The sequence below is a fragment of the Roseovarius sp. genome, from assembly GCF_027019125.1.
GTDB lineage: Bacteria > Pseudomonadota > Alphaproteobacteria > Rhodobacterales > Rhodobacteraceae > Roseovarius.
The window spans coordinates 83,859-109,419 of record NZ_JALUXE010000030.1 but is presented as its reverse complement, the minus strand read 5'-3'; the positions used below and the strand labels follow the sequence as shown (position 1 = coordinate 109,419).

Below are 25,561 nucleotides of genomic sequence, written 5' to 3'. Positions count from 1 at the left end.
GCAGGGGTATCCCCGCCCGCCCCCTTCTAGAGCCAGCGACCCTGAACGGTCTGCCGATAGATCTGCTGCAACCAGCCGTCGCCCGCTGCTTCCAGCGTATAACCCTGCCCGGTCAAGAGCTTGTAGCTGTCCTCATACCAATCGGTGCCCTGGAAATTGTGGCCCAGAATGGCCCCGGCGGTGCGCGCCTCGTTCACCAGACCCAGCGACAGATAGGATTCCACCAGCCGGTGCAACGCCTCGGCGGTATGGGTCGTGGTCTGGAAATCCTCGACCACCACACGGAAGCGGTTGGCCGCCGCCGCGAAATTTTCGCGCTTGAGGTAATAGCGCCCGATCTCCATTTCCTTCGACGCCAGGTGGTCAAAGGCCAGATCGAATTTCAGGATCGCGGCATTGGCATATTCGCTGTCAGGATAGCGCTCGATCACCTCACGCAGGGCTTGCAACGCCTGAAAGGTCAGCCCCTGGTCGCGCCCGACCTCGTCGATCTGGTCGTAATAGCTCAGCGCCAGCAGGTATTGCGCATAGGCCGCGTCCTCATCGGTCGGGTAGAAATCGATGAAACGCTGGGCCGCGGCGCGGCTTTCCTCATAGGCCTTGTCCTGATGATGGGCAAAGGCCTGCATGATCACCGCCCGCTTGGCGAGATCCGAATAGGGATAGAGTCGCTCGACCTCGGCAAAATTTTGCGCCGCCAGATCGGGATCGCGCTGCGCCAGATCGTATTCGCCCCGCTCGAAAATCTGCTGGGCGGTGTAATTCTCGTAATTGACCGTGCCGCGCTCGACGCTTTCTTTCTCACCACAGCCCGCTATGACCATGGCCACAGCAAGGGCACCCAACAGCCGGACCCGGGACGTGCCGATTCTCATGCGCGATCTCACTCTCAGTTGCGATGCGCGGGCATGTAACGCCCGCGTCGCCCCGGTCCTAGCACATTAATTTGCGGTGCAAAACGCCTTTGGCATGTTTTGGCCTGCCCCCCGAACACCCTCTCCAAGGGCACCGGGGGGACAAACCCGATCTTAGCCCAGCGCCACTGCGCGCAGGTCGTCATCGACATGCGGCAAATATTGCGCAAAGTTGTCCGCGAACATCTGCACCAGCTTGGCCGCCTGTGCATCATAGGCCTCCGGATCATGCCATGTGCGGCGCGGATCAAGCAGCACATCGGCCACGCCCGGCACCGATACCGGCACTTCAAAGCCGAAATTCGGGTCCTTGCGGAACTCGACCCCGTTGAGCGAGCCGTCAAGCGCCGCGGTCAAGAGCGCGCGCGTGGCCTTGATCGGCATCCGCGATCCGGTGCCATAGGCCCCGCCCGTCCAACCCGAATTGACCAGCCAGCACGATGCGCCGTGGCTCTCGATCTTGGTGCGCAACAGGTTGCCGTACACTTCGGGGCGACGCGGCATGAACGGCGCACCGAAACAGGTCGAAAACACCGGTTGCGGCTCGGTCAGACCACGCTCGGTCCCGGCCATCTTGGCGGTAAAGCCCGACAGGAAGTGATACATTGCCTGTGCAGGCGTCAGCCGCGCGATGGGGGGCAGAACACCAAAGGCATCGCAGGTCAGCATCACCACATTGCGCGGATGCCCGGCGATCCCGGTCTCCGAGGCATTGGGGATGTAGTTCAGCGGATAGGCGCAGCGCATGTTCTCGGTGAGGCTCGAATCCTCATAGTCCAATTCGCGCGTCTCGGCGTCATAGACCATGTTCTCGATCACCGTGCCGAACATCGAACAGGTGGCATAGATTTCCGGCTCCGCCTCGGCGCTCAGATGGATGGTCTTGGCATAGCAACCACCCTCGAAATTGAACGTGCCGTTGTCGGACCAGCCATGCTCGTCATCGCCCAGCAGCGTGCGGTTGGGATCGGCCGACAGCGTGGTCTTGCCGGTGCCCGACAGGCCAAAGAACACGGCCGCGTCCTCGGGATCGTCCTTGGCATGGTTGGCCGAGCAATGCATCGGCATCACACCCTTTTCGGGCAGCAGATAGTTCATCAGCCCGAAAATGGATTTCTTGTTCTCGCCGGCATATTCCGTGTTACCGATCAGGATCAGCTTGGCGTCGATATTGACCGCGATCACCGTTTCGGACCGGCAGCCATGGCGCGCAGGGTCGGCCTTGAAGCCGGTGCAGTTGATGACCGTGTAATCGGCCACGAAATGATCCAGCGCCTCGCGCTCGGGGCGACGCAGCATGTGGCGGATGAACAGGTTGTGCCATGCCAGCTCATTGACCAGCCGGACATTGATGCTGTGCTCGGGATCGGCCCCCGCGACCAGATCCTGAACAAAGACTTCGCGCCCCGCCAGATAGGCCAGCATATCCTTGTGCAACTGATCGAAATGCTCGGGCGACATCGGCAGGTTGTTGTCCCACCAGATCGTGTTTTCCGTGGTCGGCGTGCGCACCGTGAACTTGTCCTTGGGCGAGCGGCCGGTGAATTCCCCGGTGCTGACCAAGAGCGTGCCGCCCTGCCCCAATTCCCCTTCGCCGCGCTGCACCGAGGCCGCGACCAAGGCGGGTTCCATCAGGTTGTAATGAACCTTGCCCAGACCCGAAATTCCCTGATCTTCCAGCCGAAAACGCGGATTGACCCGTCCTGCCGTCATGTCTTTCTCCCTTTTGGGCGTCTCCGCCCTACCCTGTGCGACACCGCCCCGGCGGCGTATTCCTGTCAGCTAGTCCAGCGTCATACGGATTCGCAACCCGCAAACAAGTCCGTTTTTCCAAGTTAGCGCAATCACTTGGCAGGAATCCGCAATGCTGCAAGTGCAAATGCCCCGCACAGGGCATCAATTCGAATTATTCGAACATATGCAGCAAAACAATTCGTTTTCAAAAATTCACCTTTCGTGTCAGCCTGTAACGACCGATCAAAACCACCTGCCAAACCCGAGGACAGCCCATGCAACAGCCCCTCCCCGCCCCTGTGGACAGAGCCAGCTTCGTGCACGCCATGCGCCAGGTCGCGGCCTCGGTCACCGTGGTTACGACCGATGGGCCGATGGGCCGGTTCGGGGCCACGGTCAGCGCCTTTGCCTCGGTCTCCGCCGATCCGCCTTCGGTCCTCGTATGCCTGCATGGCCAGAGCCGGATCGCCCGCGCCGTGGCCGCCAATGGCCGGTTCTGCGTCAATGTCCTGCCCGAAGGCAGCACCGACATCGCCGACCGCTTTGCCGGGCGGCACGATGGCTGGATCACCGACCGCTTCTCGGGCATCGACTGCTACGGCACGCCCGGCACCGCACCGCTGCTGGAAGGGGCCACCGGCTTTGCCTGTGATCTCGCACAAAGCGTGCCCTCGGGCAGCCATCTCATCGTGATCGGCCATGTCACCAGCGTCTTCGACGCAGGGGCCGCCCCCCTCGCATGGCGCGACGGCGGCTATCACAGGGTCATCCCCAAGGATGTCCCGTGCTGCGCGGCGGGATAAGGGGCCAGAGATGATCACACACTATCAGATGCTGATCGACGGCGCTTGGGTCGATGCCTCGGACGGTGCCCGCTTCGAGAGCTTCAACCCCGCCACCGGCACGGTCTGGGCCACCGCCCCCGAGGCGACAGAGGCCGACGTGACCCGCGCCATCGAGGCCGCGCATCGCGCCTGTTACGACGGCCCATGGGCGCGCATGACCCCCACCGCGCGCGGCCAGTGCCTGCGCCGCCTGGGCGATCTGCTGGCCGAGCACAGCGAAACCTTGGGCGAGATCGAGACCCGCGATTCCGGCAAGATGTTCAAGGAAACCCGCTGGCAGGCCAAGTATATCGCCGAATTCCTGCATTTCTACGGCGGTGCCGCCGACAAGATCACCGGCGAAACCCTCCCCATCGACAAGCCCGACATGTTCGTCTTTACCCACCGCGAACCCTTGGGCGTGGTGGCGGCCATCGTGCCGTGGAACTCTCAGCTTTTCCTCACGGCGGTCAAACTCGGCCCGGCCCTCGCCGCGGGCAATACGCTCGTGCTCAAGACCTCGGAACACGCCCCCGCCGTGATCCTCGAATTCGGGCGGCTCATTGCGCAGGCGGGCATCCCCGACGGTGTGGTCAATATCGTCACCGGCCACGGCGACCCCTGCGGTCGCGTGCTCACCTCGCATCCGCTGGTCGCCCGGATCAGCTTTACCGGCGGTCCCAATGCCGCGCGCCATGTCCTCACGAATTCCACCCGGAATTTCGCGCAGGTAAGTCTTGAGTTGGGCGGCAAATCCCCCTTTCTCGTCTTTGCCGATGCCGACATCGAAAGCGCCGTGAATGGCGCGGTCGCGGGCATCTTCGGCGCCTCTGGCCAAAGCTGCGTCGCAGGCTCGCGCCTGATTGTCCACGAGGACATCGCCGATGATTTCCTCACCCGCCTCAGCGCCATCGCCCGCAGCATCCGCATCGGCGACCCGATGGCCGAGGAAACCCAGATGGGCCCGCTTTGCACCCGCGCGCAACTCGATCATATCGAACGCGAGGTCGCCCATGCCCAGACCCAGGGCGCGCGCCTGATCTGCGGCGGCAAGCGCGCGGCAGCAGGCGAGATGTTCTTTGAACCCACGATCCTCGATTGCCCCTCCCCCGACCTGCGCATCGTCGATACCGAACTTTTCGGCCCGGTCCTCTCGGTCCTGCGGTTCAAAACCGAGGCCGAGGCGCTGACCCTCGCCAATGGCTCCGAACACGGCCTTGCCGCCGGCGTCTTCACCCGCGACAGCGCCCGCGCCCTGCGCCTGTCACGCGCGGTGCGCGCAGGCATCGTCTGGGTCAACACCTACCGCGCCATCAGCCCCATCGCCGAATTCGGCGGTACCAAATCCAGCGGCTATGGCCGCGAGAGCGGCTTTCAGGCGCTTTACGATTACACACGGCCCAAGACCGTCTGGATGAACATGTCCGACGATCCCATGGCCAACCCCTTTCAAATGCGCTGATCACAGGAGACCGGCATGAAATTCCACCTCGCAATCAATCTCGAACGGCTCGATCCTTCGACGGATATGAAGGCGCTGCGCGACCACACGCTCGAAATGGTGCAAATGGCCGAGGCGGGCGGCTTTGAAATCGCCTGGGCGGCAGAGCATCACGCACTTGAGATGACCATCGCCCCCAATCCCTTTCAGATCCTGACATGGTGGGGCGAGCATACCAGCCGCATCCGCCTGGGCGTGGGCGTGGTCAACGCCGCCTATTGGCACCCCATCCGCCTTGCCGGCGAGGCCGCGATGCTCGATCTGCTCAGCGACGGGCGGCTCGAATTCGGCATCGGCTCGGGCGCCTATCAGCGCGAGTTTGACCGCATGATGCCCGGCCTCGCTCAGCCCGATAGCTGGCGCTACATGCAGGAATCGCTGCCGGTGGTGCAAAATCTCTGGGCAGGCGATTACGCCCATGACGGCGAATACTGGCAATTCCCCACCGCCACCTCCTGCCCCAAGCCGGTGCAACAGGAGGTGCCGATCTGGGTCGCCGCCCGTGCGCCCATCACCTTCGACTACGCCGTGGAACATGGCTGCGACATCATGAGCTGGCCGCTCACCATGCCCTTCTCCGAGGCCGAGAATTACCGCGCCCGGCTCGACGCCGCGATTGCCAGGAATGGCGGGCGCTATGACGGACGCTGGGCGCTCATGCGCCACACGGCGGTCTACGAGACCGAGGAGGACCGGCAGGCGTCCTTGGCCGCACTCCGCCGCGTTCTGGGCCAATTCGGCAACCTGATGATGAAACGCGGCGAGGTGGTCAACGGCTTCCCCGATCCCGTCCCGCTGGCAGAGCTCGAGGGCAACGCCCGCACCGATCCTGCCATGCTCGAAGAAAACCTCGCCTTCGGCAGCCCCGACACCGTGGCCGATAAGGTCCGCCAATACGAGGCACTTGGCGTCGATGCCTTCATCTATTACGCCTCGATGGGGCTGGATATGGAGCGCCAGAAACGCTCGCTGCAACTCTTCATCGACAAGGTGATGCCGCAGTTCGCCGGGCAAAGCATCGCCGCCGCAGAGTGATCCGCAAAGGCGGGTCTGTCAGGCCTAAGGGGAAAGTGGCGCGGTTGACGGGGCTCGAACCCGCGACCCCCGGCGTGACAGGCCGGTACTCTAACCAACTGAGCTACAACCGCGCGTGAGGGGCTGAATAAGCGCCCCCCGCGCGCCCGTCAATCCCAAAATCGTCAATCGAAACCTTGGGCAGATCGGCTCTCGGGCCCATCCCCCCAAACACAAAAGCCCCCGCTCTCGCGGGGGCCTTTGATGTCTGCGGTGGCGCGGTTGACGGGGCTCGAACCCGCGACCCCCGGCGTGACAGGCCGGTACTCTAACCAACTGAGCTACAACCGCCCGCAGCAACACCGGGGGCGCGCCCCCGACGTGTGGCGCTTCTATGCCGGGGCCGCGCGCCCGTCAAGCGCTGGCTGCTGGAATTTTCAACTTTCCTGCGCGCCCACCCGGGGCCAAATCGTGATCCCCGCCCCCGCCCGAAAGGTTTGATTTTCGCAGCCACCCTTGCCACACTCCGCCCAACCTCGGTGGAGATACCAATGCGGCCCATCCTGCTCATGATCCTGTGCCTCCTGCTCGCCGCCCCCGCTGGCGCTGCGCCCACCGGCACGTTTCGCCACGCGCATAACGTGGGCTTTGGCGCCCATTCCAGCCTCGATCCCGCCTCCAAGGGGCGCGTCCTCCAGATCATCGAGAAAATCCAGAGCCGCCTCGTACGTCCCGGTCGCAGCGGCAAACCCGCCCCCGATCTTGCCACCTCCTGGACCCCCAATGCCGATGGCACGCTCTGGACCTTTCAGATCCGCGACGGCGTGCGCTTTCATGACGGCAGCACGCTGGATGCGGGCGATGTGGTCTATTCGATCAAGCGCGTGATCGACCCCGATTACGGCAGCCCGGCGCGCGCGGCGGTCAAGATGATCACCCGCATCACCGCCACCGGGCCGCTCCGCGTCGAGATGGAACTCGACGCCCCCTTCGCCGACTTGCCGCTGCAATTGATGGACCCGCGCCTGCGCATCATCCCCGAGGGCTCGGGCGATACCATTGGCCAGACCGGCATCGGCACGGGGCCGTTCCGGGTCGAGAAATTCGACCCCGATGGAATCACGGTGCTCACCGCCAATGAGGACTATTGGGAAGGCCCCCCCGCCCTCGCGCGGATCGAGGTGATCGGCGTGCCCGACGCGCAGGCGCGACTTCAGGCGTTTCTCAGCGGACAGCTCGACATGGAACGCGGCATCGCCCCGATGATGCGCCGCGCGCTCGACAAATCGCTGCGCTATCAACTGCTCGAGATTCCCACCGGCAACTGGATGGGGCTGGCCTTTCGCACCGATGTGCCGCCCTTTGACGACCCCCGCGTGCGCGAGGCGCTGCACCTGACCGTGGACCGCGAAGAGATGCTGCAACTGGCGCTGGATGGCGGCGGGGTGATTTCCTGCGATACGCCCGTGGCCCCCAATGACCAATACCGCGCCGAGATGGAATGCCCCGCCAACCCCGAGCGTGCGCGCCAATTGCTCGCCGAGGCAGGCTATCCCGATGGGGTCGATGTCGATGTGCATGTCTCCGCCCTTGATCCCACTTGGCCGGTGATCGGTGTCGCGTTTCAGGAACAGGCCGCGCGCGCAGGCATCCGCGTCAACCTGATCAACGCCGCCGCCGATGGCTATTGGTCAAACGTCTGGATGAAGAAGGACGCCTTCAGCACCTCTTGGGGCGAACGCCCCGCCGATCAGGCGCTGAACGAGGCGTTTCACTCCACCGCCAAATGGAACGAGACCTTTTACAGCAATTCCAAATTCGACCAACTGCTCGAAACCGCCCGCGCCGAGCTTGATTTCAAACGCCGCCGCGCGCTCTATATCGAAGCGCAGGAATATCTGGCGATGAATTCTGGCACGATCATCCCCTTTCACGTCACGCAACTGGTGGTGCTCTCCAACCGCGTGACCCATTTCGATCCCGTGCCCAACGACGCGCTGCGCTGGCATATGGTGACAGTGGTGGATTGAAAGGGATTTTCGCGGTCATCCGCAGAACTCAACCCGCGCGGAATCAAGGCGCGTAGCGCCGCTGCGCGGATCGCTGGGCCGTCCCGCGGCCTAGCGATTTCGAAAGGGCGCGCATCGCCGAGAAATTATACGGACTTGGCTGGCATAAAGTGGAAATCACTGACGTTGCTTCGCTAGTCCGCGGCCCAGCGTTCCGCGCGGCTCCTCGCCAAAGCCCCTCTCAATACGTCCCCGCCACATATTTCGCGATGGCCCCGCCGCGCGAATTCACGTCGAGCTTCTGGTAAATCGCCTTGAGGTAATATTTGACCGTATTCTCCGACAGGCCCAGCCGCGCCGAAATCTGGAAATTCGTGAGCCCATCCACCAAGAGCCCCAGGATTTCATGCTCGCGCCGCGTCAGGCTATCGCCCTGCTCGCCCATCAACCGTTTGAGGGTCTCCACCGGCAGAATGCTGTGCCCCTCGACCAGATGGACCAGGACGCGCGGCAGGCTGCTCAAAACCTGGCCCATCATGCAGACCGAATGCGCCCCCGCCTTCACCGCCGTGCGGATGAAGGCAAATTCCGCCTCCTCGGCCACAACCACGACCATCACGCGCGGATGATCGCGCCGCAGCATCTCCAGCACCCGGCCCAGGTCGGCATCCGCCAACCGGACACCCAGCACGAGAATCACCCGTCCCGGCCGCTCGCCCAGCGCCTTGCGCAGGCTCGACAGATCCGTGGCAAACGGGCCAAGCCGCACCTCCGAAATCTGCGCCACCAATGACCCAAGGCCCTGACAGACAATCGCTTGCCGGTCGGCAACGATCACCTCGGGCAGGTCCAATCCTGCGTCCTCAACGGTCGCGTCAGTCATATCTCGCACAGTCTCCTCCTCCTGCCCCCTTATACAAGACCAAGGAAAGTTCTGAAATCAAACGATTTTTCAGAGTGCAACGGCATACCGCCGCGCCCCCACCGGGTAGCCCCCGCCTACCCGCCAGGGCTATGCGCCCCCCGCATGGCCGCGCTTTTCCATGCGCGTGGGCATTACGCGACGTCCCCGCCAGCCGCATAAAGAAGGCCAAGCCTGAAGGAGGACAGACATGAACGGCCATTCCCATCTTTTCATTCCCGGACCCACAAATGTGCCCGACGAGGTGCGCCGCGCCATGAATATCCCGATGGAGGATATGCGCGCGCCGGATTTCGGCGATTTCATCCTGCCCCTGCTCTCGGATCTGAAAAAGGCCTTCCGCCTGACCCATGGCCGCGTCTTCGTCTACCCGACCTCGGGCACCGGCGCCTGGGAGGCGGCCATTTCCAACACGCTCAACACCGGCGACCGTGTGCTCATGTCGCGTTTCGGCCAGTTTTCAATGCTTTGGGTCGATATGGCCGAGCGCTTGGGCCTCGAGGTCGACCTCTGCGAGGTCGAGTGGGGCAAGGGCGTCCCGGTCGAGGACTATGCTGCCAAACTCGCCGCCGACAAAGAGCACAAGATCAAGGCCGTCTTTGCCACCCATAACGAGACCGCCACCGGCGTGACCTCCAACATCGCCGCCATTCGCGCGGCCCTTGACGCGGCAAACCACCCCGCCCTCCTCTTCGTCGATGGTGTCAGCTCCATCGGCTCGATCGAATTCGAGATGGAGGATTGGGGCGTCGACCTCGCCGTTGCAGGCTCGCAAAAGGGCTTCATGCTCCCCGCCGGTCTGGGCCTTCTGGGCGTCAGTGACAAGGCGCTCGCCGCCCATGAGCGCGCCAAAATGCCGCGCTGCTACTTCAGCTTTGCCGACATGATCAAGCTGAACGACACCGGCTATTTCCCCTATACCCCCGCCACACAGCTCCTGCGCGGGTTGCGCTGCTCGCTCGACATGCTGCTCGCGGCAGGGATGGAGAGTGTGTGGGACCGGCATCACCGCCTCGCCACCGGCGTGCGCGCGGCAATTGCCGAATGGCAGGGCTGCCGCCTCGTGGCACAGGGCGCGGAATGGCACTCGGACACCGTGTCGGCTATCTACACGCCCGAGGGCGTCGATGCCCGCGACGTGATCGCCACCGCCTACCATAAATACCAGACCTCGCTTGGCTCGGGCCTCGCCAAACTGGCCGGACACGCCTTCCGCATCGGCCATTTGGGGTCGCTCAACCCGGTGATGCTCTGCGGGGCGATCTCGGCGGCTGAAATGGCGCTCCGCGATGCCGGGGCCGCGATTGAGCCGGGCTGCGGCATCGCCGCCGCACAGGAACACTTCCGCGCCTCCACCCCCACCATGCAGGCGCGGCTGGCACCCGCCCGCGCCGCCTGATCGGGGATTTCAATGAGCTACACACTTCACCCGCTGAAAAGGCAACGCCTGCAACGCTCGGAACTCGCCGTTCCCGGCTCCAGCCCGTCGATGATCGACAAGGCGGCAGAGTCGGACGTCGATTACATCTTCTTCGATCTCGAGGATGCCGTCGCGCCCCCCGACAAGGTGCAGGCCCGCGCCAATATCATCCAGGCGCTCAATGACATCGACTGGAAAGCCAAGGGCAAGACCATCTCGATCCGCATCAACGGGCTCGATACCCATTACATGTATCGCGACGTGGTCGAGATCGTGGAACAGGCAGGCCAGCACCTTGATACGATCCTCGTCCCCAAGGTGGGCGTGCCCGCCGATCTCTACACCGTCGAGACCATGGTCAGCCAGATCGAGACGGCGATGGGCTTCACCCATCAGATCGGGCTTGAGGCGTTGATCGAAACCGCCCTCGGCATGGCCAATGTCGAGGCGATCGCCGCGGCCCCCGGACGGCTTGAGGCGCTGCATTTCGGCGTGGCCGATTACGCCGCCTCGAACCGCGCCCGCACCGTGGTGATTGGCGGCCTCAACCCCGATTACCCCGGCGACCAATGGCACTTTGCCCTCAGCCGCATGACCGTCGCCTGCCGCGCCTACGGATTGCGCGCCATCGACGGGCCGTTCGGCGATTTCTCCGATCCGGACGGCTACACGCTCTCGGCCAAACGCGCCGCCACCCTGGGGATCGAGGGCAAATGGGCGATCCACCCCAGCCAGATCGCGCTCGCCAACGAGGTGTTTTCGCCCCCCGAGGCCGAAGTCACCCGCGCCCGTCGCATCATCGAAGAACTGCGCAAGGCCGAAGCCCAGGGCAAAGGGGCCGCCAGCCTTGACGGCAAGATGATCGACGCGGCCTCCGAACGCATGGCCAACAACGTCATCAGCGTCGCCGACGCCATCGCCGCCAAAGGCTGAGGGCCAACCCGATAAGGCCAACCAGAAAAGGGAGGACTACAAAATGGACATCCACGAATTCCAGGCCAAGGAACTCTTGAAACGCTTTGGCGTGCAGGTGCCGCGCGGCGGTATCGCCTATAGCCCCGAACAGGCGGTTTACCGCGCCTCGGAACTGTCGGGCGACCGTTGGGTCGTCAAGGCCCAGATCCATTCCGGCGCACGCGGCAAGGCGGGCGGCGTGCGCATCTGCAAGAACGAGACCGAGATTTCCGAAGCCGCGCAATGGATGCTGGGGCGCATGCTCGTAACCCATCAGACCGGCCCCCAGGGCAAACTCGTGAGCCGCCTCTATGTCGAAGAGGCCACCAGCATCGCGCAGGAAATCTATCTGGCCTTCGTGATGGACCGCAAGGAAGAGCGTGTCGTGGTCGTGGCCTCGGGCCAGGGCGGCATGGAAATCGAAGAGATATCCGCGCAAGAGCCCGAATCGATCATCCGCTCGGTGGTCGATCCGGCGGTGGGGATGCAGGCGTTCCAGGCGCGTGAGATCGCCTTTTCCCTTGGCCTTGACGCGGCGCTCATCCCGCAGGCGGTCAAGACCATCATCGGCTGCTACCGCATGATGGAGGAAACCGACGCCAATATGGTAGAGATCAACCCGCTCGTCGTCACCACCTCGGGCGAGATCATGGCGCTGGACGCCAAGGTCAGCTTTGACGACAACGCCCTCTTCCGTCGCCCCGAAATCTCGGAACTGCGCGACAAGAGCCAGGAAGACCCGCGCGAAACCTTCGCGGGCGACCGGGGTCTCAACTATATCGGGCTTGACGGCGAAATCGGCTGCATCGTCAACGGTGCGGGCCTCGCCATGGCCACGCTCGACATGATCAAGATGGCGGGGGGCGAACCGGCCAACTTTCTCGACGTCGGCGGCGGCGCCAGCCCCGAGCGCGTGCTCATGTCCTTTCGGGCCGTGCTCAATGACCGCAATGTCGAGGCGATTCTCGTCAATATCTTTGCAGGCATCAACCGCTGCGACTGGATCGCCGAGGGTGTCATCCGCGCGGTGCGGGAATTGAACCTCACCCTGCCCCTCGTCGTGCGCCTCTCGGGCACCAATGTCGAAGAGGGCCGCAAACTGATCGCCGAAAGCGGCCTGCCGATCCTGACCGCCGACACCTTGGCCGAGGCCGCCGATCTGGTGGTCCGCGCCTGGTCCGACACCAAAACCACCGTCAAGGGAGCCGCATGATGGCCATTCTCATCGACAAGAACAGCCGCGTTCTCGTGACCGGCCTCACCGGCCGCATCGGCAGCTTTCACACCCAGGACATGATCAACCAGGGCACCAACGTGGTGGGCGGCGTAACCCCCGGCAAGGGCGGCACCAAGCATAACGGCCTGCCCGTCTTCAACACCGTCAAAGGGGCGGTGGCCGAAACCGGCGCGGATCTCGTGATCTGTTTCGTCCCGCCCCCCTTTGCCGCCGACAGCATCATGGAGGCGGCGGATGCCGGCATCGCCACCTGCGTCTGCATCGCCGACGGCATCCCCGCCAGCGACATGATCAAGGTCAAGCGCTACATGCGCCGTTACAAGGCGGAAAAGCGGATGCGCCTCATCGGCCCCAACTGCGCGGGCATCATCACCCCCGGTCAGGCCTTTGCCGGTCTCATGCCGCCGCATATCTACAAACCGGGGCGCGTGGGCATCATCGGGCGGTCGGGCACCCTGGGATACGAGGCCGCCTCCCAGATGAAAGAGCGCGGCATCGGCGTGTCCACCTCCGTGGGTATCGGCGGCGATCCGATCAACGGCTCGTCCTTCCGCGACATTCTCGAACTCTTCGAGAATGATCCCGATACCGACGCCGTGGTCATGGTCGGCGAAATCGGCGGCCCGCAAGAGGCCGAAGCCGCCGCCTATATCCGCGACCACATGACCAAACCTGTGGCGGCCTATATCGCCGGTCTCTCGGCACCCAAAGGGCGACGCATGGGCCATGCCGGGGCCATCGTATCGGCTTTCGGCGAATCGGCGCAGGAAAAGGTCGAGATCCTCTCCGAGGCGGGTGTAACCATTGTCCCGACACCCTCCTCCTTCGGCGAGGTGGTCGAGCGGATGGTCGCCTGATCCGCCTGACCTTGGGGTCGCTTCTCCCTGTGGCGGCCCCGACCCTATCCGGACCTTACAAAATCAGGTGCCAAACCTTACAAACCTTACAGACTTGCACGCGCCAATCCCCGCCCCTAGGCTGCGCAAAATTTCAGCCATAGGTGCCCGATGCGCGCTGCCCTCCTGACCCACTACAATACCCCCACCGACATCACCGAAGTGCCCGATCCCGAATGCCCCCGCGACGGCGCGGTGATTGCCGTCCGCGCCTGTGGCGTCTGTCGCTCGGACCATCACGCGTGGAAAGGGGCCGATCCCGATGTGATCCTGCCGCATGTCATGGGGCATGAATTCGCGGGCGAAGTCCTTGAAATCGGGCCGGAATGTCGGGCCTTCGCGGTGGGCGACAGGGTCACGGCCCCGTTCATTCTGGGCTGCGGCACCTGCCCCGATTGCCGGGGCGGCGAGCCCACGATCTGCAATCATCAACAGGTCATCGGCTTTACCGGATGGGGGGCTTTCGCCGAACGCCTCGCCATCCCGCGCGCCGATTTCAACCTCGTGCATTTGCCCGACACCATGGGTTTTGCCGCCGCGGCCGGCATGGGCTGTCGCGTCACAACGGCCTTTCGCGCCGTGATAGACCGGGCAAAAACTCAACCAGGTGAATGGCTTAGCGTCCACGGTTGCGGTGGCGTCGGCCTCTCGGCAGTGATGATCGGCGCGGCAATCGGCGCCCGTGTTCTGGCCGTGGACGTCAACCCCGAGGCCTTGCGCATCGCAAAAACCCTGGGCTCAACCCTAACTCTTGATGCCAGCCAAGCCCCGGATGTGGGGGCCGCCGTGCGCGACCTGACCCAAGGCGGCGCGCATGTGTCCCTCGACGCGCTCGGGATCACCGACACCTTCCACAACTCCTTGAAAAGCCTTCGTAAACTTGGGCGGCATGTGCAGATCGGGATGCCTCTTGGACGCCACGCGACACCCGAACTGCCGCTGCTGGAACTGGTCTATTCCCGGCAAATCACCCTCCACGGCACCCGTGGCATGGGGGCTGACCGCTTTGCCGCGCTCTTTGCCATGATCTCTGCCGGCCACCTCGACCCCGAACGCCTGATCACCAAACGCATCGGATTGTCTGGGTTGAACGAGGCCCTCAGCGCCATGGACGGCTTTCAAGGTTACGGCGTCACCGTGGTGGATCAGCTAAGCGCCTGATTCGCCATAGTTCTGCCATAATTGCACCCTAGCTGCGCCGCGAAACTTACCGATACTGTAAGGATAACCAAAGGTCAGGGTGTTCAACCCCTGCCAGCATCAACGGAGCAGTCCAATGCCACAGGCCACCCCCCCAAAGTCAGGGGCCAAATCCGCGCCCCCTCAAGCGGCCCCACGACCGCAGACCAAGCCAATCGCAGCGACAGTCTATCAGGATTTCGCCAGCATCTGAGAAATGAAAAATGCCGTATCCCAATGGGATACGGCCTTTTCCTAATCCATCACTTCAAGATCAGCCGACCAGTTCGAGGCCCGAGAAGAAATAGGCGATCTCGACGGCCGCGGTTTCGGCAGCATCCGAACCGTGGACCGAGTTTTCACCCACCGACTCGGCAAATTCCGCGCGGATCGTACCGGGGGCCGCATCCTTGGGGTTGGTCGCGCCCATCACTTCGCGGTTCTTGGCAATGGCGCCTTCGCCTTCCAGCACCTGCACCACAACCGGGCCAGACGCCATGAAATCGCACAGTTCGCCATAGAAGGGGCGCTCTTTGTGCACAGCATAGAAGACACCCGCCTGTGCAGGCGTCAGGTGAATACGCTTTTGCGCAACGATGCGCAGACCTGCATCCTCGAACTTGGCATTGATCTTGCCGGTCAGGTTGCGCTTGGTCGCGTCGGGTTTGATAATGCTCAGCGTGCGTTCAACAGCCATTTCAGCCTCTTTTCCGTAGGTTTCACCGGCCCGGCCCCTTGCCCGACCGCGTTTGATCGCGGGTCCGATAGCATGCGCACCGCCCCTTGAAAAGCCGCGATTGACGGCGGCGCGCACATACGGCATGCGGGGGCCATGTTGCGCATTGATGATATCACCTATTCGGTCGCGGGCCGCACCCTGATCGAAAACGCCTCTGCCTCTATCCCCGATGGCCACAAGGTCGGCATCGTGGGCCGTAACGGCACGGGCAAGACCACCCTCTTTCGCCTGATCCGGGGCGAACTGGCGCTGGAAAGCGGCAGCATCAGCCTGCCCTCACGCGCGCGTATCGGCGGTGTGGCGCAGGAGGTGCCGGGGAATGAGGTGTCTCTGCTCAACACCGTTCTGAGCTATGACACGGAACGTGCTGAACTCATGGAAGAATCCGAGCGCTCGACCGATGGCGCAAGGATCGCCGAGATCCAGACGAGGCTGGCCGATATTGACGCCTGGTCAGCCGAGGCGCGCGCCGCCAGCATCCTCAAGGGACTGGGATTCACCGACGAGGAACAGCTCATGCCCTGCTCCGCCTTTTCCGGTGGCTGGCGGATGCGCGTGGCGCTCGCGGGCGTGCTCTTCTCACAGCCCGACCTTCTGCTTCTTGACGAACCCACCAACTATCTCGACCTCGAAGGGGCACTGTGGCTGGAAACCTATCTTGCGCGCTATCCCCATACCGTGCTGATCGTCAGCCATGATCGCGGCCTCTTGAACCGCGCCGTGGGTTCGATCCTGCATCTCGAAGACAAGAAACTGACGCTTTATCAAGGGGGTTATGAGACTTTCGCGGAAACCCGCGCTGCCCGTCTTGCCGCTGCCGCGTCGGAGGCCAAGAAACAGGAAGCTCGCCGCGCACATCTCCAGAGCTTTGTCGACCGCTTCCGCGCCAAGGCAAGCAAGGCCGTGCAGGCGCAATCGCGCCTCAAGATGATCGCCAAGCTCAAACCGATCACGACCCCGCAAGAAGCCGCACTCAAACGCTTTACCTTTCCGACGCCCGAAGAACTCTCGCCGCCCATCTTGCGGATCGAGAGCGGATCGGTGGGTTATGATGGCGTGCCGGTGTTGCGGCGGCTGAACCTGCGGATTGATCAGGACGACAGGATCGCGCTCCTTGGCCGAAATGGCGAAGGAAAATCCACGCTTTCCAAACTCTTGGCGGGAAAACTTGAACCGCTAGAGGGGCAAATTCACAAGGCTTCCAAATTGCGCGTCGGGTATTTCGCGCAGCATCAGGTCGAAGAATTGCACCTTGACGAAACGCCGATCGACCACATCCGCCGTCTCCGCCCCGAAGAGGCCCCGGCGAAACTGAGGGCGCGTTTGGGCGGCTTTGGCATCGGCGCCGAACAGGCCGAAACGCTGGTGGGCAAGCTGTCGGGCGGTCAGAAGGCGCGGCTTTCCCTGATGCTGGCCACGCTCGATGCACCGCATATGCTGATTCTCGACGAACCGACGAACCACCTCGACATCGAAAGCCGCGAAGCGCTGGTCGAGGCGTTGACCGCCTATTCCGGCGCGATCATTCTGGTCAGCCATGACATGCATTTGCTGGGGCTGGTGGCGGATCGACTGTGGCTGGTACGCGATGGCGCGGTAGCCCCCTACGAGGGCGATCTCGAGGCCTATCGAACCATGCTGCTGAATGGATCAGACACCGAAAAGCCCGCCGAAAAACCAAAGGAAATCAAGCCTAAGAAGCCATCGCGCGACGCCATCCTCAAGCTGCGGCAGGATGTGAAACGCTGCGAGGACCGGATCGCGAAACTTCAGGATATGGAAAGCAAGGTCGCCGCAAAGCTGGCCGACCCCGCAATCTATGACGACATTCACGGCCTGACCCAATGGCAAAAGAAATACGCCGAGATCGAGGATGGTCTGTCCCTTGCCGAAACCCTCTGGATGGAGGCATTGGAGCGGCTGGAAGCGGCAGAGCGCTGATCGGCCCTCCTTGGGTCCACCCTTGCGAGTACCCGGGATTTCGGATCAGCAGAGTTTATCCTTGGCATTTCATCCTGAAAGTGGTGCAAGGACCTTATGGATACCACTTTTCTCATCACGGCCTTTGTCACGCTCTTCGTGATCATAGACCCAATCGGGATGACGCCGCTCTTCGTGGCACTGACCCAAGGGATGAGCACGGCGCGGCGACGGGCCATTGCCATTCGCGCCTGTGTCACCTCGGCGCTGCTCTTGATCCTTTTTGCGGCTTTGGGCGAGGCAGTCCTGGGTTTTATCGGCATTTCCATGCCGGCCTTTCGCATCGCAGGTGGGATGCTGCTGTTTCTCACGGCCCTCGACATGCTTTTTGAGCGGCGAGGACAGCGGCGCAAGGGACAGGCCGACGCGGCGGAGGAGGAAGACGGCGACGATCCCTCGATTTTTCCCATTGCCATTCCGTTGATCGCCGGGCCGGGGTCGATTGCGACGGTGATCCTCTTGGCCGGGCAAAAGCCGGGGGCCGAGGGGCTGATCTGGGTCATCGGCGTGATGCTGTCGGTCATCACGCTGGTTTTCTTCATGTTTCTCACCTCCGGCCTCTTGGAGCGCGCGCTTGGCAAGGTGGGCATCAACGTGGTGACACGGCTCTTGGGGATGCTGCTGGCGGCACTGGCGGTGCAATTCGTCCTCGACGGCTTGCGCGGCTTTGGTCTGGCGGGCTGAGCGCCTATATACTGGCCATGCAGGATTTTGACTTCGCCAGACTGACGTACCTCGTGATCCTCGGATCGGTGCTCGTCGTGTGGTTCGTGGCGCAAAACCGGGCCTCACTGGGCAAACTGGCGCAACAGGCGTTGATCTGGGGGCTGATCTTTGTCGGGGCTCTGGCAGCGGTTGGCTTGTGGGAGGATATTCGCCAGACGGTGCGCCCGATGCAGAGCGTGGTCTCGGGCGACCGGATCGAACTTCCTCGCGCGCCGGACGGGCATTACTACCTGACCGCAGAGGTATCGGGCGTGCCGGTGCGGTTTGTCGTCGATACCGGGGCCAGCCAGATCGTGCTGAGCCAGGAGGATGCCGAACGGATCGGAATAGATACCAAGAGCCTCGCGTATCTGGGTCGCGCCTATACTGCCAATGGTGAAGTGCCCACAGCGCCTGTGCGGCTTGAGAATCTCGTCGTTGGTTCGGTGCGCCACGAAAATCTGCGCGCCGTGGTCAATGAGGGTGAGATGGGGCAATCCCTGCTCGGGATGGACTATCTGCAACGCTTTGCCAGCATCGAGATCACCGGCGGGCGTCTGATCCTGACCCGTTAAACAAGGGCACGCCCCGGCCATGGGCCGGGGCATCGTTCTTCAGGCCAGCATGACCATCGGATTTTCGAGGTTCTCGACAATCTGCGTCAAAAGCTCGGCACCAAGCGCTCCGTCGATCACCCGATGATCCACCGAGAGCGTTACCGACATGACCGTAGCCACGGTCAATTCGCCATCCTTGCCAACCACCGGCTTTTTCAGCCCCGCACCCACAGCGAGGATCGCGCCATGCGGCGGGTTGATCACGGCATCGAAATTCTCGATCCCGAACATGCCGAGGTTGGAAATGGCAAAGGTGCCGCCCTGATACTCCTGCGGTGCCAACTTGCGGTCGCGGGCGCGTTTGGCGAGGTCTTTCATTTCTGCCGAGAGGGCAGAGAGCGATTTCATCTCTGCATCCTTCAGCACCGGGGTGAACAGCCCGCCTTCGATGGCCACGGCGACGGCCACGTCCGAAGGTTTGAGGCGCAGCACCTTGTCACCGGCCCAGACGGCATTGGCATCCGGCACCGCCTGAAGCGCGAGCGCGCAGGCCTTGATGATAAAATCGTTCACCGAGAGCTTGACGCCGCGCGGCTCCAACTGCTTGTTCAACTCGGCGCGGAATTTCATCAGCGCATCCAGACGGATTTCGCGGCGCAGGTAGAAATGCGGCACGGTCTGCTTGGCCTCGGTCAGGCGCGCGGCAATGGTCTTGCGCATCCCGTCAAGCTTGACCTCTTCATAGGCGCGGCCCTGATACATCGCCACCACGGCATCCGAAGACGGACCAGCGGCGACTGCAGCGGCCGGCGCTGCGGGCTTGGGTGCGGCCGTCTCTGTGGCGGCTGCGGCAGGGGCGGTGCCAGCCTTGGCTCCCTCGACATCCGCCTTGACGATCCGGCCGTGCGGGCCAGACCCTGTGATCCCGGCGAGATCAATGCCCTTGTCCGCCGCGATGCGACGGGCGAGCGGCGAAGCAAAGATCCGGGCACCATCACCCGATTTCGGCGCGGCGGGCGCAGGCTTGGCGGCGGTTGCAGATTGCGGTGCGGCCTCAGCTTCAGCTTCAGCTTGCTTGGCCGCCGGAGCCTCGGCCTTGGCCGGGGCACTGGAAATATCCGAGGCACTCTCGCCCTCGTCCAGCATAACCGCAATCGGCGTGTTGACCTTGACCCCTTCGGTGCCCTCGGCCACCAGGAGCTTGCCGACGACGCCTTCGTCTACGGCCTCGAATTCCATCGTGGCCTTGTCGGTCTCGATCTCGGCCAGAAGGTCGCCAGCGGAAACGGTATCGCCTTCCTTGACCAGCCATTTGGCCAATGTGCCCTCTTCCATCGTCGGCGAGAGGGCGGGCATCAGGATTTCGGTTGCCATTGTCGTCTCTCCCTCAGCGATAGGTCACTTGGCGCACGGCGTCGATCACCTCTTGGGTGGACGTCAGAGCCAGCTTTTCCAGATTGGCGGCATAGGGCATCGGCACATCCTTGCCCGTGCAATTGATGACCGGCGCGTCGAGATAGTCGAACGCCTTTTGCATGAGAACCGACGAGATATGGTTGCCAATCGAGGCCACCGGCCAGCCCTCTTCCACTGTCACGCAGCGGTTGGTCTTCATCACGCTCGCAATCACCGTATCCGTATCCATCGGGCGCAGGGTGCGCAGGTCGATCACCTCGGCGCTGATCCCGTCCTCGGCCAGCTTGTCGGCGGCCTCAAGCGCGTAGGTCATGCCGATGCCAAAGCTGACGATTGTTACATCCGTGCCCTCGCGCCAGATCTTGGCCTTGCCGAAGGGAATGGTGAAATCGTCCATCTTGGGCACTTCGAAAGAGCGGCCGTAGAGGATTTCGTTTTCAAGGAAGACCACCGGGTTGGGATCACGAATCGCGGTTTTCAAGAGACCCTTGGCATCCGCAGCGGAATAGGGCTGAACCACGCGCAGGCCGGGCACCTGGGCGTACCATGCCGCGTAATCCTGGGAGTGCTGCGCACCGACGCGCGCAGCCGCGCCGTTCGGGCCGCGGAACACGATGGGGCTGCCCATCTGGCCACCCGACATATAGAGGGTCTTGGCGGCGGAGTTGATGATCTGGTCAATCGCCTGCATGGCAAAGTTCCAGGTCATGAATTCGACGATAGGCCGCAGGCCCCCCCAGGAGGCCCCCACCCCAATCCCGGCAAAGCCGTGCTCGGTGATGGGTGTGTCGATCACCCGCTTGGCACCGAATTCCTCGAGCAGGTTCTGGGTGATCTTGTAGGCACCCTGATACTCGGCCACCTCTTCGCCCATGATAAAAACGGTGTCGTCGCGGCGCATTTCCTCGGCCATGGCGGAATTGAGCGCTTCGCGCACCGTCATGGTCTGCATCTCGGTACCCTCGGGCCAGTCGGGGCTCGTGTTGGCCTTGGGGGCCTCTGGGGCCTTGGCTGTCGCGGGGGCGGATTTCGGGGCTGCGGCAGGGGCGGCCTCTGCCGGTTTGGCAGCGGGTGCGGGGGCTGCATCCTCGGCGCTTTCGCCATCCTCCAGCAACACGGCGATGGGGGTATTCACCTTGACCCCTTCGGTGCCTTCGGCGACCAGGATCTTGCCCACGGTGCCCTCATCAACCGCCTCGAATTCCATCGTGGCCTTGTCGGTTTCGATTTCGGCGAGAATGTCGCCAGCCTTGACGCTGTCGCCTTCCTTGACCAGCCATTTGGCCAGTGTGCCCTCTTCCATCGTCGGCGAGAGGGCGGGCATCAGGATTTCGGTTGCCATTGTCGTCTCTCCTCCTCAGGCGTTCTGTGGTGCCGCGTCGGCAATAATATCGGTCCAAAGCTCCTCGAGCGCAGGCTCGGGGCTTTCCTTGGCAAACTCGGCACTGGCGTTCACCACGTCCTTGATCTCTTTGTCGATCGCCTTGAGGTCCTCTTCGGTAGCGTGACCGCCCGACACCAGCAATTCGCGCACGTGTTCGATGGCATCCTTTTCCTCGCGCATCTTCTGCACCTCTTCTCGGGTGCGGTATTTGGCCGGGTCAGACATGGAATGGCCGCGATAGCGGTAGGTCTTGATCTCGAGGATGTAGGGACCAGCCCCCGAGCGGCAGTGTGCGACGGCCTTGTCGCCCGCTTCTTTCACGGCCAGCACGTCCATGCCATCGACCGCCTCGCCGGGAATGCCAAAGGCCTGCCCGCGCGTGTAAATATCAGGGCTGGAGGTCGAGCGTTTCTGCGACGTGCCCATGGCGTATTGGTTGTTTTCGATCACGAAGATCACCGGCAACTGCCAGAGGGCGGCCATGTTGAAGGTCTCATAGACCTGCCCCTGATTGGCCGCGCCATCCCCGAAATAGGTGAATGTCACGCGGTCATTGCCAAGGTACTTGTCCGCGAATGCCAACCCTGCGCCCAAGGGCACGTTGGCCCCCACAATGCCATGACCGCCGTAAAACCGCTTTTCGGTCGAGAACATATGCATAGAGCCGCCCTTGCCCCGGCTATAGCCGCCCTCACGCCCGGTAAGTTCAGCCATGACGCCATTTGGGTCCATACCGCAGGCCAGCATATGCCCGTGGTCGCGGTAGGTGGTGATGCGGCGGTCGCCTTCCTCGGCAGCGGCCTCGAGACCGACAACGACGGCCTCTTGCCCGATGTAGAGGTGGCAGAAACCGCCAATCAGGCCCATGCCATACAGTTGGCCCGCCTTTTCCTCGAATCGCCGGATGAGCAGCATGTCGCGGTAATACTGTTTGAGATCTTCGGCTGAAACGTTTGGTTTCTTTGTGCTTTTCCGGGCAACCATGGGCTGGCGACTCCTTGTTGGCGAATATAGTTTAGCATTAAACTATTTCATACACCAATCGCGCCTCGGTTGCGAGAGGGAATTTTACGTGGGGGAAGTTCGGGGGCAGGCGATCAAAATCCTTGGGTTCTCACGCATCGGCCCCACCCGGCATGACCCGTGCGAGCGCGCAGAACTGCTCGAGACTGACGGTTTCGGCGCGGTCCGTGGGCTGTATGCCTGCCGTCAGCAGCCGATCCTCGATATCCGGTGCCGCCCCCTTGAGCGCCGCACGCAGCATCTTGCGACGCTGATTGAAGGCGCGGGCAACGACGCGCTCCAATATCCTTGCATCAGCGGGATAGCGAGGTTCGGGCAGCGCCGTGAGATGAACCACCGCACTCGAAACTTTGGGCGGGGGAATAAAGGCGCCCGGCGGCAGATGCATCACGATACGCGGCACCGCGCGCCATTGAGACAAGAGGGCCAGACGGCCATAGGCCTTGCCCCCCGGCTGCGCCACGATCCGTTCGGCGACTTCGCGCTGAAACATCAGCGTGAGCGACTGCCAGAAAGGCGGCCAATCGGGCGGCGTGAGCCACCGGATCAACAACTCGGTGCCGACATTGTAGGGCAGGTTCGCCACCACGCGAATGGGCGGCGTCAGATGCGCCAGTGGATCCAGTTCGAGCGCATCGGCATTGAGCACCGTCAGACGCCCGGGTGCCGCCTCGGCAATCTCTTGCAGCGCAGGCAGACAGCGCGCGTCCTTTTCGATGGCGAGCACATGACGCGCGCCCTCCATCAAGAGCCCGCGGGTCAATCCACCGGGACCCGGGCCGATTTCAAGCACGTCGCATGCGGTCAGATCTCCGGCCTGCCGGGCGATTTTCGAGGTAAGGTTCAGATCCAGCAGGAAATTCTGTCCCAAGGATTTGCGGGCGGAGAGACCATGTGCCGCAATGACCTTGGCCAGCGGCGGGAGATCGTCGAGTGCGCTCATGTGCGGCGTGCCTCACCCATGACTTGCGCCATCTTGAGCGCGGCAATCAGCGAGGTGGGATTGGCCCTCCCCTGCCCTGCGATATCCAGGGCCGTGCCGTGATCCGGCGAGGTTCGAATGAACGGCAGGCCAAGCGTGACATTGACACCCCGGTCGAAATCCAGCGTCTTGATCGGGATGAGCGCCTGATCGTGATACATGCAGATCGCGGCGTCATAGTTGGCGCGTGCGGCAGCGTGAAACATCGTATCCGCCGACATCGGCCCACGCAGGTCCAACCCCTCGGCGCGCAGACGGGCCAGAACTGGGGCGATCACCTCGATCTCTTCGCGCCCCATCTTGCCACCTTCACCGGCGTGCGGATTGAGTCCGGCAATGGCCAGACGCGGCGCGGTGAGGCCAAAATCGCGGATCAAAGCGGCATGGGTGATGCGAATGGTCTCTTCCAGCAAATCGGGCGTCAGCGCCTGCGGCACATCGAGAAGCGGGATGTGGATTGTCGTTGGCACCACGCGCAATTGATCCGAGGCCAGCATCATCACCACGCGGTCCACCCCCGCCAGATGCGCGAGATATTCGGTGTGCCCCGGAAAGGCGAACCCCGCCCCATCCTGAAGCGCCTGCTTGTGGATCGGGGCCGTACAGAGCGCGAGTGCCGCGCCAGATTGGACAAGGTCAACACCGCGCGCAATCACGTCTATTACGCCGCGCGCATGGGTTGGGTTGGGTGTACCAAGCGTCAGCGGGCCTTCAAATGCATGCTCCAACACCGGCAGGGAATGGGCGCAAACCTCAGAGGCTTCGGCCGGGTCGGTGATCCGCACGACGGGCGTGCCAGAGGGCAAATGCGCCGGGTCGCCAATCAGAAAGAACGGCAGCGCGTCGCGCAGTCGGTCCCAAGCGGCAGCAGCGATTTCGGGCCCTATGCCCGCCGGCTCTCCGCAGCTGAGCGCGATGGGCGCGCTCACTTCTCGATGATCCGCGCCTCGGCGCGCAGCTGTTCGAGATAGCCATTGGCAAAGGACTCGATCCGCTGGTTGCGGATGAAGTTCGAGAGATCCTCGACCGAGGGGGCCTCGCCATCCAGCTTGGGCGAGCGGCCACAGAGCATCAGGAACACCAGCGTCTGACCGTTGGCGCGTGTCACGCTGGTCGAGCTTTCGCCGGGATCGAGAGACGCCAGGGCAATGGCGATATCCTGCGGAATTTCCTCGGGTGCCTTGGAGCCACGTTCCAAAACCTCGGGCGGCTGACCATAGGCCACACCGTAGAGATCATCGCAGGTATCGACCGCGGCCCGGACCTGCGCTGCGCGCTGCAACGCCGCCTCGCTGCGCCCGCCCGGAATGTAATAGGCCGCGTATTCTATGGCGGAATATTCGGGCGTCGGCACCGTCGTCTCTTCGATGTCGCGCATGTAAAACAGCGCGAGCGCCCCATCGAGCGGCAGCGGTTCGGACACTTCTCCGGGGGCCAGTCCCAGAACGATGGGCCGAAGCCCTGCGGGCAATTCCGACAGCGCGACCCAATTCATGCGCCCACCCCGACCCGCAGAGGGCGCAGCGGAATAGCGGCGTGCGGCCTCGGCAAAGGCACCTTCACTGGCCGATTGCGCAATGGACGCGGCAAGCGCCTGCTTGGCTTCTGCATCCTCCAGGCTGGTCACGGGCAGGATAATTTCAGACAAGAGCACCCGCACGGCGGCACCGCCGGTCAGGGCGCGGGTTGCCCGCTCCAGATCATCCTCGCTGACAGAGACACGGGCGGCAAAACGCGCACGCGTCAACTCGCGCCATGTGATCCCTGCGCGCACGAATTCGCGGAACGACTCTTGCGAAACCCCCGACTGCCCCAGTGCGGCAATAAGCTGATCCGCGGTCATATTGGCACGCCCGGCGAATTCTTCCATCCCGGCGCGCACCATATCGTCTTCGAGCACAAGCCCCGAAGTGCGGGCCGCATCAAGCTTGATGCGCTCCTCTATCAATTGCTCCCGCGCCAGCCGCTGCGGATCACCGGGCGCGCGGAACAGGGTCAAGAGGCGCGCACGCTGCTGCAGCTCGTATCCGGTGATCGCCTGATCGTTGACATGGATTTGCGGCGAGAACAGATTTTGCGCCTGCGCCATCCCCCCGCTCAGGGACCACCCCGTCAGGCCGGTCACGGCAAGGGTCAGAGCGGCGGTCAGGCGGCGGAGGATGGGTGTCATT

At 63.1% G+C, this 25,561-nt stretch carries 22 protein-coding genes and 2 tRNA genes; 12 read left to right on the top strand and 12 right to left on the bottom strand.

Features of this window, described 5'->3' with window-relative positions; translation table 11 throughout:
* Window positions 1-26: 26 nt before the first annotated feature.
* Window positions 27-875 (bottom strand): outer membrane protein assembly factor BamD, encoded by an 849-nt coding sequence (locus tag MVC20_RS12800; RefSeq protein ID WP_297541935.1) that lies wholly within the window; start codon window positions 873-875, stop codon window positions 27-29.
* A gap of 153 nt (window positions 876-1,028) precedes the next feature.
* Window positions 1,029-2,627 carry a phosphoenolpyruvate carboxykinase gene (locus tag MVC20_RS12795; protein WP_297541933.1) on the bottom strand — a complete coding sequence of 533 codons (1,599 nt, stop codon included), beginning with the start codon at window positions 2,625-2,627 and terminating at the stop codon, window positions 1,029-1,031.
* A 296-nt stretch (window positions 2,628-2,923) separates the two neighbouring features.
* Between MVC20_RS12795 and MVC20_RS12790 the strand changes: the two genes are divergently transcribed.
* The 3 genes from MVC20_RS12790 to MVC20_RS12780 are packed head-to-tail and all read left to right on the top strand — an operon-like array spanning window position 2,924 to window position 6,008.
* The gene (locus MVC20_RS12790) at window positions 2,924-3,451 is read left to right on the top strand and encodes a flavin reductase family protein (protein ID WP_297541931.1); all 528 of its coding nucleotides are present in this window, start codon (window positions 2,924-2,926) and stop codon (window positions 3,449-3,451) included.
* A gap of 10 nt (window positions 3,452-3,461) precedes the next feature.
* Window positions 3,462-4,934: an aldehyde dehydrogenase gene (locus MVC20_RS12785; protein ID WP_297541929.1), complete on the top strand. Its 1,473-nt coding sequence runs from the start codon at window positions 3,462-3,464 to the stop codon at window positions 4,932-4,934.
* A 15-nt stretch (window positions 4,935-4,949) separates the two neighbouring features.
* Window positions 4,950-6,008, top strand: a complete 1,059-nt coding sequence (locus MVC20_RS12780) for an LLM class flavin-dependent oxidoreductase (RefSeq protein WP_297541927.1) — start codon at window positions 4,950-4,952, stop codon at window positions 6,006-6,008.
* 36 nt (window positions 6,009-6,044) lie between these two features.
* Here MVC20_RS12780 and MVC20_RS12775 read toward each other — a convergent pair.
* Together MVC20_RS12775 and MVC20_RS12770 are read right to left on the bottom strand one after the other, a co-directional pair.
* A tRNA-Asp gene (locus MVC20_RS12775) sits at window positions 6,045-6,121 on the bottom strand.
* Window positions 6,122-6,261: 140 nt separating this feature from the next.
* A tRNA-Asp gene (locus MVC20_RS12770) sits at window positions 6,262-6,338 on the bottom strand.
* A 200-nt stretch (window positions 6,339-6,538) separates the two neighbouring features.
* Here MVC20_RS12770 and MVC20_RS12765 point away from each other — a divergent pair.
* Complete coding sequence (locus MVC20_RS12765; protein WP_297541925.1) at window positions 6,539-8,017, top strand: ABC transporter substrate-binding protein; 1,479 nt, start codon at window positions 6,539-6,541, stop codon at window positions 8,015-8,017.
* Window positions 8,018-8,237: 220 nt separating this feature from the next.
* Here MVC20_RS12765 and MVC20_RS12760 read toward each other — a convergent pair whose 3' ends face one another.
* On the bottom strand, window positions 8,238-8,879 hold the full coding sequence (locus MVC20_RS12760) for a response regulator transcription factor (protein ID WP_297541923.1): 642 nt from the start codon (window positions 8,877-8,879) through the stop codon (window positions 8,238-8,240).
* Window positions 8,880-9,108: 229 nt separating this feature from the next.
* On the opposite strand from MVC20_RS12760, the gene MVC20_RS12755 reads away from it, so the two are divergent.
* The 5 genes from MVC20_RS12755 to MVC20_RS12735 all read left to right on the top strand — a co-directional run bounded on the left by MVC20_RS12755 (window position 9,109) and on the right by MVC20_RS12735 (window position 14,586).
* Window positions 9,109-10,317 carry an aminotransferase class V-fold PLP-dependent enzyme gene (locus tag MVC20_RS12755; protein ID WP_297541921.1) on the top strand — a complete coding sequence of 403 codons (1,209 nt, stop codon included), beginning with the start codon at window positions 9,109-9,111 and terminating at the stop codon, window positions 10,315-10,317.
* Between the two features lie 12 nt (window positions 10,318-10,329).
* Window positions 10,330-11,271 (top strand): CoA ester lyase, encoded by a 942-nt coding sequence (locus tag MVC20_RS12750; RefSeq protein WP_297541919.1) that lies wholly within the window; start codon window positions 10,330-10,332, stop codon window positions 11,269-11,271.
* Between the two features lie 43 nt (window positions 11,272-11,314).
* Complete coding sequence (locus MVC20_RS12745) at window positions 11,315-12,505, top strand: malate--CoA ligase subunit beta (protein WP_297541917.1); 1,191 nt, start codon at window positions 11,315-11,317, stop codon at window positions 12,503-12,505.
* Entirely contained in the window at window positions 12,505-13,386 is an 882-nt protein-coding gene (gene sucD / locus MVC20_RS12740) for a succinate--CoA ligase subunit alpha (protein WP_297541916.1), read from the top strand. The genes MVC20_RS12745 and sucD overlap by 1 nt, the downstream gene beginning before the upstream one ends.
* Window positions 13,387-13,536: 150 nt before the next feature.
* Window positions 13,537-14,586, top strand: a complete 1,050-nt coding sequence (locus MVC20_RS12735) for a zinc-dependent alcohol dehydrogenase family protein (protein WP_297541914.1) — start codon at window positions 13,537-13,539, stop codon at window positions 14,584-14,586.
* Window positions 14,587-14,878: 292 nt separating this feature from the next.
* Here MVC20_RS12735 and ndk read toward each other — a convergent pair whose 3' ends face one another.
* Window positions 14,879-15,301, bottom strand: coding sequence for a nucleoside-diphosphate kinase (gene ndk / locus MVC20_RS12730; RefSeq protein ID WP_297541912.1), 423 nt, complete (start codon window positions 15,299-15,301; stop codon window positions 14,879-14,881).
* A gap of 135 nt (window positions 15,302-15,436) precedes the next feature.
* Between ndk and MVC20_RS12725 the strand changes: the two genes are divergently transcribed.
* The 3 genes from MVC20_RS12725 (at window position 15,437) to MVC20_RS12715 (ending at window position 18,603) form a co-directional block, all read left to right on the top strand.
* Window positions 15,437-17,284 (top strand): ABC-F family ATP-binding cassette domain-containing protein, encoded by a 1,848-nt coding sequence (locus tag MVC20_RS12725; RefSeq protein ID WP_297541910.1) that lies wholly within the window; start codon window positions 15,437-15,439, stop codon window positions 17,282-17,284.
* 96 nt (window positions 17,285-17,380) lie between these two features.
* Window positions 17,381-18,007: a MarC family protein gene (locus MVC20_RS12720; RefSeq protein WP_297541908.1), complete on the top strand. Its 627-nt coding sequence runs from the start codon at window positions 17,381-17,383 to the stop codon at window positions 18,005-18,007.
* Between the two features lie 17 nt (window positions 18,008-18,024).
* Window positions 18,025-18,603 carry a TIGR02281 family clan AA aspartic protease gene (locus MVC20_RS12715; RefSeq protein WP_297541907.1) on the top strand — a complete coding sequence of 193 codons (579 nt, stop codon included), beginning with the start codon at window positions 18,025-18,027 and terminating at the stop codon, window positions 18,601-18,603.
* A 39-nt stretch (window positions 18,604-18,642) separates the two neighbouring features.
* On the opposite strand, the gene MVC20_RS12710 is transcribed toward MVC20_RS12715, so the two are convergent.
* The 6 genes from MVC20_RS12710 to MVC20_RS12685 all read right to left on the bottom strand — a co-directional run bounded on the left by MVC20_RS12710 (window position 18,643) and on the right by MVC20_RS12685 (window position 25,560).
* Entirely contained in the window at window positions 18,643-19,959 is a 1,317-nt protein-coding gene (locus MVC20_RS12710; protein WP_297541905.1) for a pyruvate dehydrogenase complex dihydrolipoamide acetyltransferase, read from the bottom strand.
* A gap of 13 nt (window positions 19,960-19,972) precedes the next feature.
* Window positions 19,973-21,343 (bottom strand): pyruvate dehydrogenase complex E1 component subunit beta, encoded by a 1,371-nt coding sequence (locus MVC20_RS12705; RefSeq protein WP_297541903.1) that lies wholly within the window; start codon window positions 21,341-21,343, stop codon window positions 19,973-19,975.
* 15 nt (window positions 21,344-21,358) lie between these two features.
* Window positions 21,359-22,369, bottom strand: a complete 1,011-nt coding sequence (gene pdhA, locus MVC20_RS12700; protein WP_037268395.1) for a pyruvate dehydrogenase (acetyl-transferring) E1 component subunit alpha — start codon at window positions 22,367-22,369, stop codon at window positions 21,359-21,361.
* A gap of 130 nt (window positions 22,370-22,499) precedes the next feature.
* Entirely contained in the window at window positions 22,500-23,351 is an 852-nt protein-coding gene (rsmA, locus tag MVC20_RS12695) for a 16S rRNA (adenine(1518)-N(6)/adenine(1519)-N(6))-dimethyltransferase RsmA (RefSeq protein ID WP_297541900.1), read from the bottom strand.
* Window positions 23,348-24,319: a 4-hydroxythreonine-4-phosphate dehydrogenase PdxA gene (gene pdxA / locus MVC20_RS12690; RefSeq protein ID WP_297541898.1), complete on the bottom strand. Its 972-nt coding sequence runs from the start codon at window positions 24,317-24,319 to the stop codon at window positions 23,348-23,350. The genes rsmA and pdxA overlap by 4 nt, the downstream gene beginning before the upstream one ends.
* Complete coding sequence (locus MVC20_RS12685) at window positions 24,316-25,560, bottom strand: peptidylprolyl isomerase (RefSeq protein WP_297541897.1); 1,245 nt, start codon at window positions 25,558-25,560, stop codon at window positions 24,316-24,318. Before MVC20_RS12685 ends, pdxA begins: the two co-directional genes overlap by 4 nt.
* Window position 25,561: the final 1 nt, after the last annotated feature.

Bases quoted from the DNA above. Each gene is read 5' to 3' on its own strand.
- MVC20_RS12685 (WP_297541897.1), bottom strand. From the start codon at position 25,560: ATGACACCCATCCTCCGCCGCCTGACCGCCGCTCTGACCCTTGCCGTG.
- MVC20_RS12785 (WP_297541929.1), top strand. From the start codon at position 3,462: ATGATCACACACTATCAGATGCTGATCGACGGCGCTTGGGTCGATGCC.
- MVC20_RS12705 (WP_297541903.1), bottom strand. From the start codon at position 21,343: ATGGCAACCGAAATCCTGATGCCCGCCCTCTCGCCGACGATGGAAGAG.
- MVC20_RS12745 (WP_297541917.1), top strand. From the start codon at position 11,315: ATGGACATCCACGAATTCCAGGCCAAGGAACTCTTGAAACGCTTTGGC.
- ndk (WP_297541912.1), bottom strand. From the start codon at position 15,301: ATGGCTGTTGAACGCACGCTGAGCATTATCAAACCCGACGCGACCAAG.
- MVC20_RS12735 (WP_297541914.1), top strand. From the start codon at position 13,537: ATGCGCGCTGCCCTCCTGACCCACTACAATACCCCCACCGACATCACC.
- pdhA (WP_037268395.1), bottom strand. From the start codon at position 22,369: ATGGTTGCCCGGAAAAGCACAAAGAAACCAAACGTTTCAGCCGAAGAT.
- MVC20_RS12710 (WP_297541905.1), bottom strand. From the start codon at position 19,959: ATGGCAACCGAAATCCTGATGCCCGCCCTCTCGCCGACGATGGAAGAG.
- MVC20_RS12720 (WP_297541908.1), top strand. From the start codon at position 17,381: ATGGATACCACTTTTCTCATCACGGCCTTTGTCACGCTCTTCGTGATC.
- sucD (WP_297541916.1), top strand. From the start codon at position 12,505: ATGGCCATTCTCATCGACAAGAACAGCCGCGTTCTCGTGACCGGCCTC.
- MVC20_RS12750 (WP_297541919.1), top strand. From the start codon at position 10,330: ATGAGCTACACACTTCACCCGCTGAAAAGGCAACGCCTGCAACGCTCG.
- MVC20_RS12795 (WP_297541933.1), bottom strand. From the start codon at position 2,627: ATGACGGCAGGACGGGTCAATCCGCGTTTTCGGCTGGAAGATCAGGGA.
- MVC20_RS12800 (WP_297541935.1), bottom strand. From the start codon at position 875: ATGAGAATCGGCACGTCCCGGGTCCGGCTGTTGGGTGCCCTTGCTGTG.
- MVC20_RS12760 (WP_297541923.1), bottom strand. From the start codon at position 8,879: ATGACTGACGCGACCGTTGAGGACGCAGGATTGGACCTGCCCGAGGTG.
- MVC20_RS12780 (WP_297541927.1), top strand. From the start codon at position 4,950: ATGAAATTCCACCTCGCAATCAATCTCGAACGGCTCGATCCTTCGACG.
- MVC20_RS12790 (WP_297541931.1), top strand. From the start codon at position 2,924: ATGCAACAGCCCCTCCCCGCCCCTGTGGACAGAGCCAGCTTCGTGCAC.
- MVC20_RS12755 (WP_297541921.1), top strand. From the start codon at position 9,109: ATGAACGGCCATTCCCATCTTTTCATTCCCGGACCCACAAATGTGCCC.
- rsmA (WP_297541900.1), bottom strand. From the start codon at position 23,351: ATGAGCGCACTCGACGATCTCCCGCCGCTGGCCAAGGTCATTGCGGCA.
- MVC20_RS12765 (WP_297541925.1), top strand. From the start codon at position 6,539: ATGCGGCCCATCCTGCTCATGATCCTGTGCCTCCTGCTCGCCGCCCCC.
- MVC20_RS12725 (WP_297541910.1), top strand. From the start codon at position 15,437: ATGTTGCGCATTGATGATATCACCTATTCGGTCGCGGGCCGCACCCTG.
- MVC20_RS12715 (WP_297541907.1), top strand. From the start codon at position 18,025: ATGCAGGATTTTGACTTCGCCAGACTGACGTACCTCGTGATCCTCGGA.